This is a genomic window from Pseudomonas sp. SJZ131 (assembly GCF_007828705.1).
Lineage (GTDB): Bacteria > Pseudomonadota > Gammaproteobacteria > Pseudomonadales > Pseudomonadaceae > Aquipseudomonas > Aquipseudomonas prosekii.
This window is the reverse complement of record NZ_VIVC01000001.1, coordinates 463,584-478,231: the sequence shown is the minus strand read 5'-3', so window position 1 is coordinate 478,231 and position 14,648 is coordinate 463,584. Positions and strand designations below refer to the sequence as shown.

At 59.2% G+C, this 14,648-nt stretch carries 17 protein-coding genes; 4 read left to right on the top strand and 13 right to left on the bottom strand.

Annotated features, from left to right (window positions below):
- The first annotated feature begins 44 nt into the window (after window positions 1-44).
- On the top strand, window positions 45-530 hold the full coding sequence (locus FBY12_RS01995) for a metallophosphoesterase family protein (RefSeq protein WP_145250605.1): 486 nt from the start codon (window positions 45-47) through the stop codon (window positions 528-530).
- A gap of 8 nt (window positions 531-538) precedes the next feature.
- On the opposite strand, the gene FBY12_RS01990 is transcribed toward FBY12_RS01995, so the two are convergent.
- From FBY12_RS01990 to FBY12_RS01980, 3 genes are all read right to left on the bottom strand, one after another.
- Entirely contained in the window at window positions 539-1,465 is a 927-nt protein-coding gene (locus FBY12_RS01990) for a Gfo/Idh/MocA family protein (protein WP_145250602.1), read from the bottom strand.
- A gap of 94 nt (window positions 1,466-1,559) precedes the next feature.
- A complete protein-coding gene (locus FBY12_RS01985; protein WP_121734188.1) occupies window positions 1,560-1,787 on the bottom strand; it encodes a hypothetical protein in 228 nt (75 codons plus the stop codon).
- 62 nt (window positions 1,788-1,849) lie between these two features.
- The gene (locus tag FBY12_RS01980; protein ID WP_145250600.1) at window positions 1,850-3,067 is read right to left on the bottom strand and encodes an MFS transporter; all 1,218 of its coding nucleotides are present in this window, start codon (window positions 3,065-3,067) and stop codon (window positions 1,850-1,852) included.
- Between the two features lie 128 nt (window positions 3,068-3,195).
- Here FBY12_RS01980 and FBY12_RS01975 point away from each other — a divergent pair, with 128 nt between their 5' ends.
- A complete protein-coding gene (locus FBY12_RS01975; RefSeq protein WP_145250597.1) occupies window positions 3,196-3,858 on the top strand; it encodes a TetR/AcrR family transcriptional regulator in 663 nt (220 codons plus the stop codon).
- A 28-nt stretch (window positions 3,859-3,886) separates the two neighbouring features.
- Here FBY12_RS01975 and FBY12_RS01970 read toward each other — a convergent pair whose 3' ends face one another.
- The 6 genes from FBY12_RS01970 to FBY12_RS01945 all read right to left on the bottom strand — a co-directional run bounded on the left by FBY12_RS01970 (window position 3,887) and on the right by FBY12_RS01945 (window position 8,618).
- Window positions 3,887-4,885 carry a bile acid:sodium symporter family protein gene (locus tag FBY12_RS01970; protein WP_145250594.1) on the bottom strand — a complete coding sequence of 333 codons (999 nt, stop codon included), beginning with the start codon at window positions 4,883-4,885 and terminating at the stop codon, window positions 3,887-3,889.
- A gap of 102 nt (window positions 4,886-4,987) precedes the next feature.
- Complete coding sequence (locus FBY12_RS01965) at window positions 4,988-5,263, bottom strand: hypothetical protein (RefSeq protein WP_145250593.1); 276 nt, start codon at window positions 5,261-5,263, stop codon at window positions 4,988-4,990.
- Window positions 5,264-5,312: 49 nt separating this feature from the next.
- On the bottom strand, window positions 5,313-6,287 hold the full coding sequence (locus FBY12_RS01960) for a class I SAM-dependent methyltransferase (RefSeq protein ID WP_145250590.1): 975 nt from the start codon (window positions 6,285-6,287) through the stop codon (window positions 5,313-5,315).
- On the bottom strand, window positions 6,284-7,711 hold the full coding sequence (locus FBY12_RS01955; RefSeq protein WP_145250585.1) for an iron-containing redox enzyme family protein: 1,428 nt from the start codon (window positions 7,709-7,711) through the stop codon (window positions 6,284-6,286). Before FBY12_RS01955 ends, FBY12_RS01960 begins: the two co-directional genes overlap by 4 nt.
- 152 nt (window positions 7,712-7,863) lie before the next feature.
- Window positions 7,864-8,250 carry a cytochrome c family protein gene (locus FBY12_RS01950; RefSeq protein WP_145250582.1) on the bottom strand — a complete coding sequence of 129 codons (387 nt, stop codon included), beginning with the start codon at window positions 8,248-8,250 and terminating at the stop codon, window positions 7,864-7,866.
- A 74-nt stretch (window positions 8,251-8,324) separates the two neighbouring features.
- Window positions 8,325-8,618: a hypothetical protein gene (locus tag FBY12_RS01945; RefSeq protein WP_121734204.1), complete on the bottom strand. Its 294-nt coding sequence runs from the start codon at window positions 8,616-8,618 to the stop codon at window positions 8,325-8,327.
- 203 nt (window positions 8,619-8,821) lie between these two features.
- Between FBY12_RS01945 and FBY12_RS01940 the strand changes: the two genes are divergently transcribed.
- Window positions 8,822-9,763 (top strand): transporter, encoded by a 942-nt coding sequence (locus FBY12_RS01940; protein WP_145250579.1) that lies wholly within the window; start codon window positions 8,822-8,824, stop codon window positions 9,761-9,763.
- 14 nt (window positions 9,764-9,777) lie between these two features.
- Here the strand turns inward: FBY12_RS01940 and FBY12_RS01935 are convergent, their stop codons facing one another.
- Together FBY12_RS01935 and FBY12_RS01930 are read right to left on the bottom strand one after the other, a co-directional pair.
- Window positions 9,778-10,866, bottom strand: coding sequence for a polyamine ABC transporter substrate-binding protein (locus tag FBY12_RS01935; protein WP_145250576.1), 1,089 nt, complete (start codon window positions 10,864-10,866; stop codon window positions 9,778-9,780).
- A 46-nt stretch (window positions 10,867-10,912) separates the two neighbouring features.
- A complete protein-coding gene (locus tag FBY12_RS01930) occupies window positions 10,913-12,220 on the bottom strand; it encodes an FAD-binding oxidoreductase (RefSeq protein ID WP_145250573.1) in 1,308 nt (435 codons plus the stop codon).
- 137 nt (window positions 12,221-12,357) lie between these two features.
- On the opposite strand from FBY12_RS01930, the gene FBY12_RS01925 reads away from it, so the two are divergent.
- Complete coding sequence (locus FBY12_RS01925; protein ID WP_145250568.1) at window positions 12,358-13,242, top strand: LysR substrate-binding domain-containing protein; 885 nt, start codon at window positions 12,358-12,360, stop codon at window positions 13,240-13,242.
- A gap of 26 nt (window positions 13,243-13,268) precedes the next feature.
- Here the strand turns inward: FBY12_RS01925 and FBY12_RS01920 are convergent, their stop codons facing one another.
- Window positions 13,269-14,246: a trans-acting enoyl reductase family protein gene (locus tag FBY12_RS01920; RefSeq protein WP_145250565.1), complete on the bottom strand. Its 978-nt coding sequence runs from the start codon at window positions 14,244-14,246 to the stop codon at window positions 13,269-13,271.
- Complete coding sequence (locus FBY12_RS01915; RefSeq protein WP_121734175.1) at window positions 14,246-14,644, bottom strand: VOC family protein; 399 nt, start codon at window positions 14,642-14,644, stop codon at window positions 14,246-14,248. The genes FBY12_RS01920 and FBY12_RS01915 overlap by 1 nt, the downstream gene beginning before the upstream one ends.
- Window positions 14,645-14,648: the final 4 nt, after the last annotated feature.

The following is a 14,648-nucleotide window of genomic DNA, read 5'->3' as shown; positions in this document are numbered from 1 at the left end:
AAGCTTTGCTCCTACAGAATTTCCAGCGAGGTATTGCGCATCTGATGAAAATCGCGATCATTTCCGACACGCACAATCTGCTCCGGCCGCAGGCGATTGCCGCGCTGCAAGATTGCGAGCAGATCATCCACGCCGGTGATATCGGCAATGCCGAGATTCTCGCGCAACTCGTCGCCATCGCCCCCGTGCACGTGGTGCGCGGCAACAACGATTTGAAATCGGCGTGGGCGGCAGACATTCCTGACGTGCTGACGCTTGATCTGCACGGCTGGCAGACCTTGCTGGTGCATGACATCGCCGACGTCCCGGCCAATCTTGCGCCGGACACGCGACTGGTGATCACCGGCCACTCGCACAAACCCTGCATCGAGTGGCGCGGTGAACGCCTCTACATCAACCCCGGAAGCGCTGGCCCGCGACGCTTCAAATTGCCGGTGACGTTGGTGTTGATGGACATTGGCAAGTTGATGGACATTGGCAAAGACCTCATTGAACCGCGCCTGGTGCACTTGCTCGACTCCGAGGCCTGACGCTCAAATCAATCGTAAAACGGCTCAACCGCCGCACGACTGCCGACGAAAAAGCTGTCCGCCACCAGGCGCAATGGTTGCACATCGAGGTCGCTGGCCTGGTCGCTGATCAGCTGTTGGAAATGCCGGTACACCGCCGCGTATTCGCCCTCCTCCGACACCGCTTGGCGTACGCCGTCGATGCTCAACAACGCACCGCCGTTGTCCAGGCGCAGAACGCCTTCGGTGCAGCGGATTTCGATGCTCCAGAGTTCGTCGTGACCGTGGTCGAAATCGAATTCCGCGCGGACCTCCAGTTGGCGCGCGTCGGACATTTTGATCGATGCGGCAATCGGCGACTGGCAGTTGCTCGGCACGCGCAATTCGGCGGACTCGACGAACAGCGGCAGCGCCAGCAAATGCGTGGCGATCGACAAGGCATTGATGCCCGGATCGAACACGCCCAGACCACCCGGTTGCCAGATCCAGGTCTGGCCGGGGTGCCACTTGCGCACGTCTTCTTTCCAGTCGATTTGCACGCTTTGCAAAGTGCGCGACGCGAGCCAGTCCCGCGCAGCCTCGATGCCCGGCGCGTAACGCGAATGCCAGGCGAACAAGCCGCTGACGCCCTGCGCTGCAACCTGATCGACCAGCGCCATGGCCTCACCCAAAGTGGCGCAGGGCGGCTTTTCTACCAGCACATGTTTGCCGGCGGCCAGCGCTTGTTGGACCAAGGCGAATCGCCCTTGCGGCGGCGTGCAAAAGGCAATCGCATCGACCTGCGGACCTTTCTCCAGCAACTCGCTCAGGGACTGAAAATTCTCTACCCCGGCGCACGGCTGCCCTTGCGTTGCGACAGCCACCAACTGAAACGCCGGGTTGGCATGGATGGCGGGCACGTGTTGATCCTGGGCAATCTTGCCGTAACCCACCAGACCAAGACGAATCGGATGCATCGATGACTCCTGATTTCTTGTTTTAGCCGGCTAAGCTAACAGGCAATCGCCCCACGTCGCCAGATGGGGCGATTGATCAGTGCCGTTCCTGCGGTTAGTCGACAACCCGTATGCGGGTGATTCCGACCAACTCGGCCTGGGCCAGAATCTCTTCCGGTGTCGCGTCGGCAGTCGGCATGATCAGGCTGTTTTCGCTGTCACCGAAATGCAGTTGCAGCAAGTGCATCGCCGCGTCATGCACAGACAACTGCGACTCCTTGAACTCAAAAGCCTGGGTGCGCGGCTCGCCGTTAAACAGGTATTCCAGGGTGAAGGTATGCATGGTTGATCCTCGATGTGTAAGGAATGCAGCTGATTATCCTGACTTGTCGGTCAGTTTATAGTTCAACCCAGCGGCTGTTTGGCATTACTCGATGCACGTGGACCCGGCCGAAAGCCATGTGCTCGCGCGCACCAGACAATCGCAAACGCCAACCCAGTCAGCAGCAACATCGTCCACGGAAAAGAACCTGCGCCCCACTTGTCCAGCATCACGCCGCCGACCACGCCGCTACCTGCGATTGCGCTGTTCCACGCCACCACATTCAACGACAACGCGACATCCGCGCCGTCACCTGCAGCGTCGGCCAATGCCGTTTGCAGCAACGTCGCCGCGCCGCCGAAACTCAGCCCCCACACTGCCACGCCAACATAGATCACCAGCGGCCCGCTGCCGGCCAAAGCAAACGCCAGACATACCGCCGCGAGTGCGGCCAGGCTCGCCAGCACGGTTGTACGCAGCGACAGCTCGACGCGTTTCGCGGTCAGCCAAATGCCTGCCAGCGCCGCAACGCCAAACACCAGTAACACCCGATCCACCTGGCTGCCCAAACCTGCCGGAGTCACGAACGGTGCGATGAAGGTGTACAGAATGTTGTGCGCCAACATCCAGCTGATCACCACGGCCAGTACCGGCCGCACGCCCGGCGTGGTCAGCACGGCGCGCAGCGAGCGGCGCTGATGCGCGGCTTGCGGCGGGTAATCCGGGACTTTCAGCAACACCCAGGCGATCAACACCAAGGTCAATCCGGACATCATTCCGAACGTCGTACGCCAACCGACGAGCCCGCCCAGCCAAGTACCCAGCGGCACGCCCAGCGACAGCGCAATCGGCGTTCCGACCATCGCCAGCGCCAGCGCTTTGCCCTGCTGTTCGGGCGCAACCATCCGCCGTGCGTAACCGGCCAACAGGCTCCACGCCAAGCCCGCTGCGACACCGGCGAAAAAGCGCGCCACCAGCGTCACGCCGTAATGGGACGACAACGCGGTGATCGAATTGAAGATCAGGAAACCGACGATGGTCAGCATTAACACGTTGCGGCGGCGCCATCCGCGTGTGGCGATGGTCATCGGAATGACCGCTACCACCGATCCCAACGCATAAGCGGTGACCATTTGCCCGGCCATCGAGGGCGAGATCGCCAGGCCTTCGCTGATCAGCGGCAAGAGGCCGGCGGGCAAGGTTTCGGTGACGATGCAGATGAAACCGGTCATGGCCAACGCGAGCAAAGCGCCGATGGGTAGCCGGTCGGGCGTTGCGGATATCGTTATCGAGGCGGTCAAGGGATGCTCCTGATTAGAGTTTTCAGACTTAAATACTGATCGATATAAATGTTGCGGGCAGACGTCGCTCGTTGTCAACGACTTATGTATCGACTAGTATTTATCTCAACTTTCTCAGGAGTCAGGACATGGCGCAGATGGGTCGCCCCCGCAATTTTGACCGCGATCAAGCCGTGGAGCAGGCTTTGCACCTGTTCTGGCAGCATGGTTATGACGCGACGTCCCTCGCTCAGTTGAAAGCCGGGCTGGGTGGCGGCATTTCGGCGCCGAGTTTTTATGCGGCGTTCGGCTCCAAAGAGGCATTGTTTGCCGAGTGCGTGCAGCGTTATCTGACGACCTTCGCCCAGGTCACGCAATGTTTGTGGGACGAAAGCCTCGAACCTCGGCAGGCAATCGAACGCGCGTTGCGCCAGTCTGCGCGCATGCAATGTGAGGATGGGCATCCGAAGGGCTGCATGGTCGCTCTCGGCGTCATGAGCGCGCCGAGCCCGGAAAACGCGCGAGTCACTGACGCCCTGACGCGGTCCCGCGAGCGCACTCGTGCAGGCCTGCAATCGTGCGTCGAGCGCGGGATCGCTGCCGGTGATCTGCCCGCCACTGTCCACGCGCCGGTGATGGCAACGGTGTTTGACAGCTTCTTGCAGGGCATTTCGATTCTCGCCCGGGACAATGTGGCGCATGAAGTCATCGACGCGGCCGTTACGCAAATCCTGCTGACCTGGGATATTGCGGCAGCGTCGGTCAAGCCGGATCTGTCGGCAGTAGCAACCGTGCAAGTTGCTGGAGCCTGATGCATCAACCAGAAAATTTACAGCGCCATCACGGATCCACCTGCCCCATCATTTCCGCCACCGACTCTTGGCGATTGGCGTAACGCTGCGCCAGCACCGCGCAGACCATCAGCTGAATTTGGTGAAACAACATCAGTGGCAGAATCAACACGCCCAGCGTGCTGCCAGCGAACAGCACTTGCGCCATCGGCACGCCGGTCGCGAGGCTTTTCTTCGAGCCGCAGAACAGGATGGTGATGCGATCTTCCTGATTGAAACCGAAGACCTTGCCCAGCAGGGTCGATGCCAACAGCACCAGCGCCAGCACGATGCAGCACACCAGCACCAGCCCGGCGAGTTGCCACAGCGGAATCTGATGCCAGATGCCTTCGTTCACCGCCTCGCTAAACGCACCGTAGACCACCAGCAGGATCGAGCCCTGATCGACGAATTTCAGCCAGCCCTTGTTGCGCGCCACCCAGTCGCCGACCCAGCGCCGGGCAATTTGTCCGGCCACGAATGGCAGCAACAATTGCACGCTGATTTTCAGGATGGCATCGACAGTCGAGCCGCCGTCGCCGTGCACGTCCAGCAGCAAAGTCACCAGCAACGGCGTGAGAAAGATCCCGAACAGGCTTGATGCCGCCGCACTGCAGATCGCCGCCGGGACGTTACCGCGCGCCAGTGAAGTGAAGGCAATCGCCGATTGCACCGTCGCGGGCAGCGCGCAGAGATAGAGCATGCCCATGTACAGATCGTTGCCGATCAGCGGCGAAAGCAGCGGTTTCAGCGCGAACCCGATGATCGGGAACAGGATAAAAGTGAGGCTGAAAACCAGCAAATGCAGGCGCCAATGCCCTGCCCCGGCGATGATCGATTCCCGTGAAAGTTTCGCGCCATGCAGGAAGAACAACAGCGCAATGGCGATATTAGTCAACCAGCCAAAACCGACGGCAACTTGACCACTGGCAGGCAGGAAACTGGCCAGAAGCACCACGGCAATCAGCGTAAGGGTGAAGTTATCGGGTAAAAAACGGGGACGGGTCATCAGGGTTTATCCGGGCGCCGGGAACAGTGCGCCCACTCTAACGCGCCTGAAACGTGGCCGGCTAACGCGAATAACCCAGGCTATAGCGCCAAACGGACAGGGTTAAATTGAAGTAACCGAATTGGCCACATCGTGATAATCGCCGCCCGCTACGGCGCGCATGTAAGCGGCATCCGCTTCTACGCGCAAATCACGCCACTCTTCCCAGTTAACAATGCCCTGACGATCCATTTCGTCAGCCTGGCGCAGCAACTCTTCATGATAAGCATCCGGGCATTCCCGGCGCAGTGAACAGTTATCCAGTGCCTGGTGCCACGCATCCAACGCACAAAGTCGGTGTTCTTGAGCGCGGGTCAGCAAGTTCTTGAAAGATTTCATGACGGTATCCACTAAAAAGGAACTGCACCTGACAGCGCTAAACCAATGATTAATGTTTTCCGCGTGGCGTGACGATCAACTCCACAGCGGCGATTCGCTCGACAACTTCATAACCTGGCACCAGCAATTCTTCGCCAAACACATCCGGGTCAAGTTCGCGGTAACTCCAATCGAGCGGTTGGTTATCCAGGCACTCGTGCATTGCGGCGAGAAACGGATCTTCACCGTTGACGATGGCGACGCCGGTGTACAGCAACAACGAACCGCCAACGGATAAGCGCTCGATCGACTCGCGAACAATGCGCACGGACAAGTCTGCACCAAGCGAATCACCGCCATGGCGATAAGCGCGTTTTTTCGCGTCCTTCATGTAAGGCGGATTGGCGACAATCAGATCGAATTCGCCGTCGACATCGTTGAGCACATTGCTCGAGTGGCAATGCACATTGCTCAACCCTGCAAGTTCTGCATTCACTTCGGTGAAACCCAGCGCTTTCGGATTGATGTCCACCGCCAGCACTTCGGCCTGGGAATTGGCTTTGGCAATCAACAACGCCCCGGCGCCGGTGCCGCAACCGATATCTACCGCACGTTTGATTGGCTGCTGATTGCTGGCGAGATGACGCTGGATCGACTGGGCAAATCGATAAGTATCAGGACCAAAAAACACCGAGTCTTCCGCAGTAGTCGGGAATGCCGAATGCACCAGTAACAAGCCGTCCAGCGACGACCATCTGACTGCACTCTTCAGCCGCGAGCCGTCGTATTGCAGCAGGCCACTTTCAATCAGCGCGCCCTCTTCTTCGTGGTTCAACAAACCGGATTCAAAGAACCTGTTCCAACCAAAGGCGTCTCGAAGGTTTTCGCCGAGGGCATTCTCCGGGCGCTCGTTAACCCGTTGATGGGTTAATGGCGTTGGCGTCACGAACGTATAGCCGCTGCTCTTTAAAAGCTGGCCCAACTGCAACAACGAAGTCCGCACGTCAGTCGAATCTTGCACTAGCGCTCGATCCTGGGCGCTCATGCGTGCAGTCCTTTGATGTTCTCGCTCATCACTTTGACGAACTCACGCGTGGCATACAGCCCCGCTGGTGTGGCGTGCATGGCGGGACACATGAAGTCCTTGAGCAATGCCATTTTCTCGCCGGCCTCACAGCGTTTCAGCGCGCTGATCAAACCCTGCAAGTCCGGGTCGATTTGCTCTACCGAGGACGGCAATTCCTGTTGCGCGGCACTCTTGCTGCGGAACTGGAAGCGGAATGCATTGGACGTAACGCCAGCGCTTTCCTCAATGAGGCGCTCACCTGCAATCCAATCCCACAACAACTGTTTTTCGTATTCCGAGAACACCCCGAACATCGGCGCACCGGCGCCATCGATCAACTTCCAGAAGCGACTGTTGGCCGGGTCTTCATGGCGGCGAATCCAGCCCTTCTTCAGCAAGGCATCAAGGAAACCGGGGATCTGCTCGGGTTTGGCCAGCCACTCGTTAATGGTCAGGCCTTCGAGACGGCAGTAGTCGGAATGCATGTGCTGGCCGAACGTGCGCTTGCGTTCCAGCATTGCCACCACTTCTTGATAGAGATCGAACGACTTGATGATCGAGGTCGAACACACCCCCAACTCATTAAGTTTGTAGCCTTGAATCACCCGACGATAAAAGTCGTCGCGCTCTGCACCCATCGGCATCAGCGACAACACACTCTGCGCCGCTTTGCGCGCATGTCCGGTGCTGGCGTTATCAATTGTCACGTGCAGGCTGAAGTAATACGGGTCGATTCCCAGCTCATTCAGCTCGAAAGAAGTGATCAACAAGTGCAGCGGCAGTTGTTCGTAACCGAGGTTGTAGCCGATGACTTCAGGGAGGAATTCGCTGCCGTGCTGGCCGAGCGCAAGTTGAATCGCGCCTTGCAGGTAATACTCGTCTTCCAGCGTGTAGCCGGGGTCGCAATCAACGTCGGCAACCAACTTTTTATACAGCGACACATGATTGAGCGCCGGATCACCATCGCCCAGCTCTTCGAGGTAAGTGCGAATCAAGCCGTGAAAACGATAGTCCGCCCAATGCGGCAACATCCCATATAGCCAGGCGCCATCAACCAGTTTGGTCGGGGCCACATGCTGCAGGAAGTACATCGCATGACTGCGTCCGGCGAAGAATCTGCGCGGCGCGCCAGCATGGCGTTCTTTCAAGTAAGCGGCATATTGCTCGGCGACTTTGCCGACACCTTGGCCGATCCAGTCCTCAAGGTGTTCCGGCATGGCCGGCACATCACAGGTTTCGTGGTCAGCGAGGGCCAACTGCTGTTGCAGAAAATCCACCACATCTACCTGGCGCAGTTTTTCGCTCGGCTGCATCAAGGCTTCGTAAATGGCCTTGGTCTGGTTGGCGTCGGCTACCACCGGATGACCTACTGGCGTGCCTGTAAGGGTCTGAAGGAGTGTCATAGGTTTACCTGGCAGTATCAAATCCAAAAGAATCGCGGCTTTGTGCCGCTCTAATTCTTACGATTCACGCCAGTTCGGAAGATTCATTGAATTTCACGACTGCCCGGTAGACGGCACATTGCGCGCCCTGAACCCTTATTTCACTCAAGGCTTCAGGGCTGGAAAGTCTGCAGGTACGTCAGCAGGTTTTCGATTTTTTCCGGGTCGCTGATGCCCCAGAAGATCATTCGGGTCCCGGACACCACAGCTTTCGGGTCTTCGATGTACCTGGCCAGAGTTTCCCGGTCCCAGACCACACCGGAAGATTTCATCGCCTCCGAGTATTGATAACCTTCGACGCTGCCCGCCGTGCGCCCGATCACGCCGCTAAGTTGTGGGCCGAAGCCGTTGCGCGCCGATTCGCCCACTTGATGACAGCCCCCACACATGCGGCTGAACAACTTGCCGCCCGCTTCGGCATCGCCAGCGGCATGCGCCTGAGTGCCGAAAAGTGCGGCGCACAGCACCAGAGCGGAGGTCATTACAGCGGCGTGATTCATGTAGCGGCTCTCTATCCGATGGACTTGCAAAAACGAGCGGCTATTTCAGCACGCCGCGCGTCTGCACCGAAACTTCATTTGCGCGCCAACTTGTAGCGGACGCAGTCGTCGTAAAAACTCTTGCGAATCGCTTCAGGCTTGAAGCGCGACTGGCTGTCGTAAGTCTGTTCGGTAATGCCCATGGCCATCATGCGCATCCACGCCTTGCTGAACTTGTAGCTCTGGATCTTCTGCCGCGCCGCATATAAGGAGACGCCCTGCAACTTGAGTTCCTGCGCCCGTGCCGCCGTCCCCGCGCCCCAACTGCACATATACCGATCGTTGGGCTTCAACTCTTTGGCCTCGACCGCCATTGATTCGATCGACATGGCTACGCCCGCCACCGCCAGCGAGATCACTAGTTTGCGCAATTGAATTTCACCTAAGCATCTGAAAGTGCGGCGATTCTGGCGACTGCACGGCTTCTTGGGGGCCAGCAAATTGCCTTGTTTACCCAGGCCAAATCCCAACCCTCGCCTACACTTGCCTGCGGATCCTGAATATTCACAAGAAGTTGGCGGACGAGGCCCTGATGATCACCACAAAAAACCTGCTGGGGCTGATCGCCTTACTGCCTCTAATGACTGCGCAGGCTGATGACGGCGGTATCAGTTTCTGGCTGCCCGGACAATTTGGCGCATTGGCGGCGGCGCCCACTGAACCCGGCTGGAGTTTGCCGCTGATTTATTACCACGTCAGTGCCAGCGAGGGCTCAAATACCGCTTTCGCTCGCGGTGGGCGAACTACCTTGGGCGTCGATGCCAAAGCTGATTTGCTCTTCGCCAGTCCGACTTACACGTTCGCCGAACCATTATTCGGCGCGCAGGCAGCCGTTTCGGTAGTTGCCGCCGTGGGCAGGTCCGAGACCAGTGTCGATGCGACATTGACCGGTCCGCGCGGACGCACATTCTCCGGCGGCACCGACGACAGTTTGAAAGGCGCGAGCGACGTTTATTTGCTCGGCACGTTGAAGTGGAACTACGGCGTGCACAATTTCATGGCCTACAGCATGGGCAACTTGCCGGTCGGCGCGTATGACCCGGATCGTCTGGTGAACATCGGTCTGGGCCACGCCTCGATGGATGCTGGCGGCGGTTACACCTATTTCGACAAAACTAAGGAGTTCTCCGCCGTCGCCGGCATTACTCATAACTGGGAAAACCCGGACACCCACTACAAGAATGGCCTCGACGCGCACCTGGACTGGAGCGCCTCGCACTTCATCAACAGTCAGACGCACTTGGGCGTGGTCGGTTACTTCTATCACCAAATGACCGGCGACAGTGGCAGCGGCGCCACTCAAGGGGATTTCAAATCGAAAGTCAGCGCCGTCGGCCCGCAGGCCGGGCACTTCTTCAAAGTCGGCAAAGACCTCTGGTACACCAATCTCAAGGGTTATTACGAGTTTGACGCGAAGAACCGCGCCGAAGGCTGGAACACCTGGCTATCGCTGGTCATCCCGCTCTCCGGCTAACGTCTCAGGTCAAATCAAGTACCGGTTTTCAACTTGTTCCACAACCGCGTAGTCAGCCGCGCAATGTTTGGCGGCAGGTCTTCGACGGTGAAGAGTTTCTCCAGGACGTTTTTCGGCGGATAGATCGCCGCGTCCTGTTTCACTTCGGCGCTGACAAATGGGTCCGCCGCCAAGTTGGCATTGGCGTAATGCACGCTGCTGCTGATGTTGGCGATTACTTTCGGTTCGAGCAGATAGTTCATGTAGGCGTAGCCATTCTTTTCATGCGGCGCACTTTTGGGCATTACCATCATGTCCATCCATAACGTCGAGCCCCCGTCAGGAATTGAATAAGCGATGTTGACGCCGTTATTCGCTTCCTTGGCACTGGCGGCCGCTTGCACGATGTCGCCGTTAAACCCGATCACTGCGCAGATATTGCCGTTGGCCAGGTCGCTGACGTACTTCGAGGTGTGGAAGTATTGAACGTAAGGACGAATCTTCTGCAGCGCCTGCTCAGCCTTGGCGTAATCCGCCGCTTGGTGACTGTGGTGCGGCAGCCCCAAATAGTTGAGGGTGATCGGCAGAATCTGCGTCGGATTATCGATAATCGCCACGCCGCACTGGCTCAACTTCTTGATGTTGTCTTCTTCAAAAAACAACTTCCAGGAATGCGTGACGTCGGTAGTGCCGAAGATTGCCTTGATCTTCTCGACGTTGTAACCAATGCCCGCCGTGCCCCACATGTAGGGATAACCGTACTGGTTGCCCGGATCATTGACTTCGAGTTTTTTCAGCAGCGCCGGGTCGAGGTTCTGCCAGTTCGGTAGTCGGCTTTTGTCCAGTTTCTGAATCGCCCCGGCCTTGATCAGCCGCGACATGAAATGGTTCGACGGGCTGACCACGTCATACCCGGTGCTGCCGGTCATCAACTTCGATTCGAGTACTTCGTTGCTGTCGTGAATGTCGTAAGTTGCCTTGATCCCGGTGACCTTGGTGAAACTGGGCAGAGTATCTTCGGCGATGTAACCGCTCCAGTTGGAAATATTCACCTGTTCGTCGGCGTAACTGACCGCCGAAAACGTCGTAAGCACAACCGCGAGGGAAACAGGATTAACGCGCATGTTTGATCACCTGGTCTTAGTAATTTTGTTTTAGGAGAACCGCGATTCAGATTTCCGTTTTGGCCCTGACCGCCTCCACGCGCATGCGCAGCATGGCACCGATATCGAGCAGCGGTTTAGGCGGCAGCCAGCCGGGTTGGGCGCGTTGCATCACCGAGGCCAGCAGTGGCGAGTCGATGCCCGAGGACATTTGCGCGAGCAAACGTCCCCATAACGTGCCGCGCGCCACGCCGGAACCGTTGCAGCCGGCCACGGCAAACACGCCCTCCTCGACTTTAGTGAAGTACGCCTGGCCGGAGCGCGAGGCGCTGAGATGGCCGGTCCAGGTGTACTGAATGTCCTGCTCCTGCAAAAACGGAAAACGCCGCTGCAACCCGAGCACATGGTGTTTTCTGCGCACTGACAATTCAGCGGTGGACAGATCCCGCGAGCGATATTCGGCGGTGTTGCGGATCATCACTCGCCGGTCCGGCGTCAAGCGCACCGTGGCGCCCAGCGGCCGCGTCGACAACACGCCCCACGGCTCGACGCGGCCAATGGCGTCGAATTCCGCCTCGGTCAACGGCCGGGTCAGGCTGGCGCTGAGTTCCATCGGGAAAGTGCTGCTGTCGGCAATTCCGGCGCGCGGGATAAACGCGTTCAGGCACACCAGCACTTGGCCGGCCTCGACGCAGCCGTCAACGCCCTGCGCGCGAATGCGTGCGCCGCTCAAGCGCTGCAAACTGCTGATGTCGGTGTTTTCGTAAAGCGTGACGTTCGGCGGCAACGCATCGAGCAAACCCTTCACGTACTTCGCCGGTTGCAGCAAGGCATTGCCATCGCTACCGCCACACCAGATCGCCGCTTGATAGTGCGCCGTACCGAGTTGCTGCTTGAGCTGCTCACCTTGAAGAAAATACGCAGAAGCGCCGACGGCGTGCAGGGTCTGGAGTTTTTCCTCGATGTGCGTGAGCTTCGCCGGGTCGCTGACCGCAAAGAAATAACCGGCCTCGCGCAAGTCGCATTCGATGCCATGACGGGCAATGCGCTGGCGCACTTCCTGGCTGGCGGCGCGGGAAATCGCCGTGTCTGTCTGGTATCCAGCGAAGCCGTGGTGCCCGATCAATTCATCCACGCTCGGATGTTCGTGCGCCACCACAAACCCGGAATTACGCGCCGAAGCGCCCTGCGCCGCACGCTGCCGATCAACAATCACGATGCGCGCCTGCGGGTGCAGTTCGGCCAGCGAATGCGCTGCGCACAAACCGGTAATGCCGGCGCCGATCACCAGCCAATCGGCTTTTTGTGTACCACTCAGCCGTCCACTCAGCGGCGAATTGCCCGCCTGCGCGATCCAGCCACATACATTTTCCATGCGTCACCTCGGTTGACTGTCATTCGCGCTGCTCTATGCTCTGCACGCATGAGCACCATCGCCGCCATGCCTGAAATCTAGCGGGCCGAAAGCGATCCAACCAACGTTATAAATTCATTCTGGCATTCAAAAAACGCATGGATAAGATTCGTCACGTGCCCTCGCTTCAGGGTCTTCAGGCGCTGGTAGAGGTTGCCGATTGCGGCAGTTTCACCCAAGCCGCGCAGCAGCTGTGCCTGACGCAGAGCGCGGTCAGCCGAAAAATCCAGCAACTGGAAAGCCATTTCGGCGTGCCGCCGTTTGTGCGCAGCAGCCGCAGCATTCAGCTCACCGTTGAAGGCGAACAGGTTCTAGCCAGCGCCCGGTCGATCCTCGAACAACTGAAAACCCTCGAAGACCGCCTCTCGCCGCAAAAACGCCCGTTCCGCATTCGCATGCACGTTTCACTGGCGGTGCGCTGGTTGCTGCCCAAACTCAGCGACTTTTATTTGCGGCACCCGGACGTTTCGTTATCAATCGAAACCGTGGCCACCGAGATCGTCGAGCCGGCCAGTGACAGCGACGCCTACATTCTTTACCTGCCCGAGCCGTCGACCGATCCCGCCAGCCTGACCCTGTTCGAGGAAGCGCTGGTGCCGGTCTGCGCGCCGGGCGTCGGTCCGCTGAATTCGATGGATGAGCTGGTGGGTTTTGCGCTGCTGCACCGCTCGGCGGACAAACAAGCGTGGATCGATTGGCTGGCGGCGAACGGCGGCAAATCGCTGGAGGATTACCGACACATTCCGTTCAATCTCGACGAATTGGCGCTGGACGCAGCGGCGCGCGGATTGGGCGTGGCGATGACCGATTTGACCCTGGCCCAGGAATCGCTGGATCGCGGGGTTTTGGTCGTGCCGTTTGGGCAGCCACTGGTGACGCGCGGAGTTTATGCGTTGTGTCCGCAACCGTCGGCGGCGCTGCATCCGGCGTGTGCGGTGGTGATGCAGTGGTTTGCGCAGCAGGCGCAGCCGGGTTCTGCATGAACCTGCCGCGCTGACTGTTTATAGCGTTAAAAATCAGTAATCTTCGTGCCAGCAATCGTCTCGGCAAACCCGGCGCCGAACACTTGGCCCGGCGTCGCGAAGCCTGTCTGGCGTTCGCCATCGAGTACCCGGCGCGCCGCTGCCACTGCCGCCAGCGGCGTGTAGCTGTAGCCGTTGACCGTCTCGATCACCGAGCGCGCAACCGAGCCATCGGCGCCAGTGACTTCGGCCACGGCGCGAGCGCGATGGGCGTCGCGTTGCTCGGCGCTGGGGCCGTCGGGCAGTTGCGACAGGTCGCCTTCGGGGAAGGCATCGCCGCCCAAGTGAACGAACATGGCAATGTTTGGAATGCCGGTGGAATGCCAGCCCGTGACCAAGTCGCCGAACGACAGCGGCGCGCAGAGTGCCGGGCCGTCACCAAAATCGAAGGACTGCGGCTGTGCGTCTGGCGTGGCAACAATGGCGCCGTCAACCCGCGCCAACAGGCCGGCGCCGATGATTTCGCCGACGCTCAGCGCCGAGCCGCGCGACATCGAACCGGCGACTTGCAGGGCAATGCGCAACGACTGCGGATTTTCCACGCGTTGGGCGACGTGCATGGTCAGGCCATCGGTCGGCACCACGTCCCAACCGACGCCGGGCAGCAACATCACGCCAGCCTCGGCGGCTTTTGCGCCCAATCGCTCGGCCAAGCGGTAGACATTGATTTCGGCAGTGATGTCGAGGTAATCGACGCCCGCCGCGATGCAGGCATCGATCAAGCCCGGCGCGGTGTGCACGAAAGGTCCGGCGAAGTTGAGCAAGACGTCGATGCCGGCGAGATTCTGCGCCGTCGCAGCGTCTGCATTAAATACGCGATAAGCCACGTCGAGTTGTGCGGCGAGCGCGGCGAGTTGCCCGGCGTTGCGCCCGGCGATCACCAAGTCCAAACCGGCTGCTTGCGCATGCTCGGCGGCCATGCGCCCGGTGTAGCCGGTCGCGCCGTAGATCATCAGGGTTTTCATTAGACGTGCTGCCAGTTTTTGTAGACGAATTCGAGGCTGTACCCGTCCGGGTCCAGCACGTTTGCCGCGTAATAATTGGGGTCGTAGTGCAGACGCGCACCCGGTGCGCCGTTGTCGACAGCGCCATTTTCGATGGCGGCGGCGTAGGCGGCTTCGACCTCGGCGCGGCTGTTGGCGACGAACCCGACGTGTACCGCGCGGCCCTCGACCACGCCTTCGCGCAGCCAGAAAAACACCCGGCCATTGGCGCCGAAACCCTTGAGGTCCGGATGCCCCGGCGGGCCGTCCTTGCCGTCGTAATCGAGGCGTCCGGTGATGCCCAACGGCGTTAGCGCGGCGTTGTAGAAACGAATGGAACGCGCAACGTCGCTGACCGACAGAAAAATATGATCAAGCATGTGG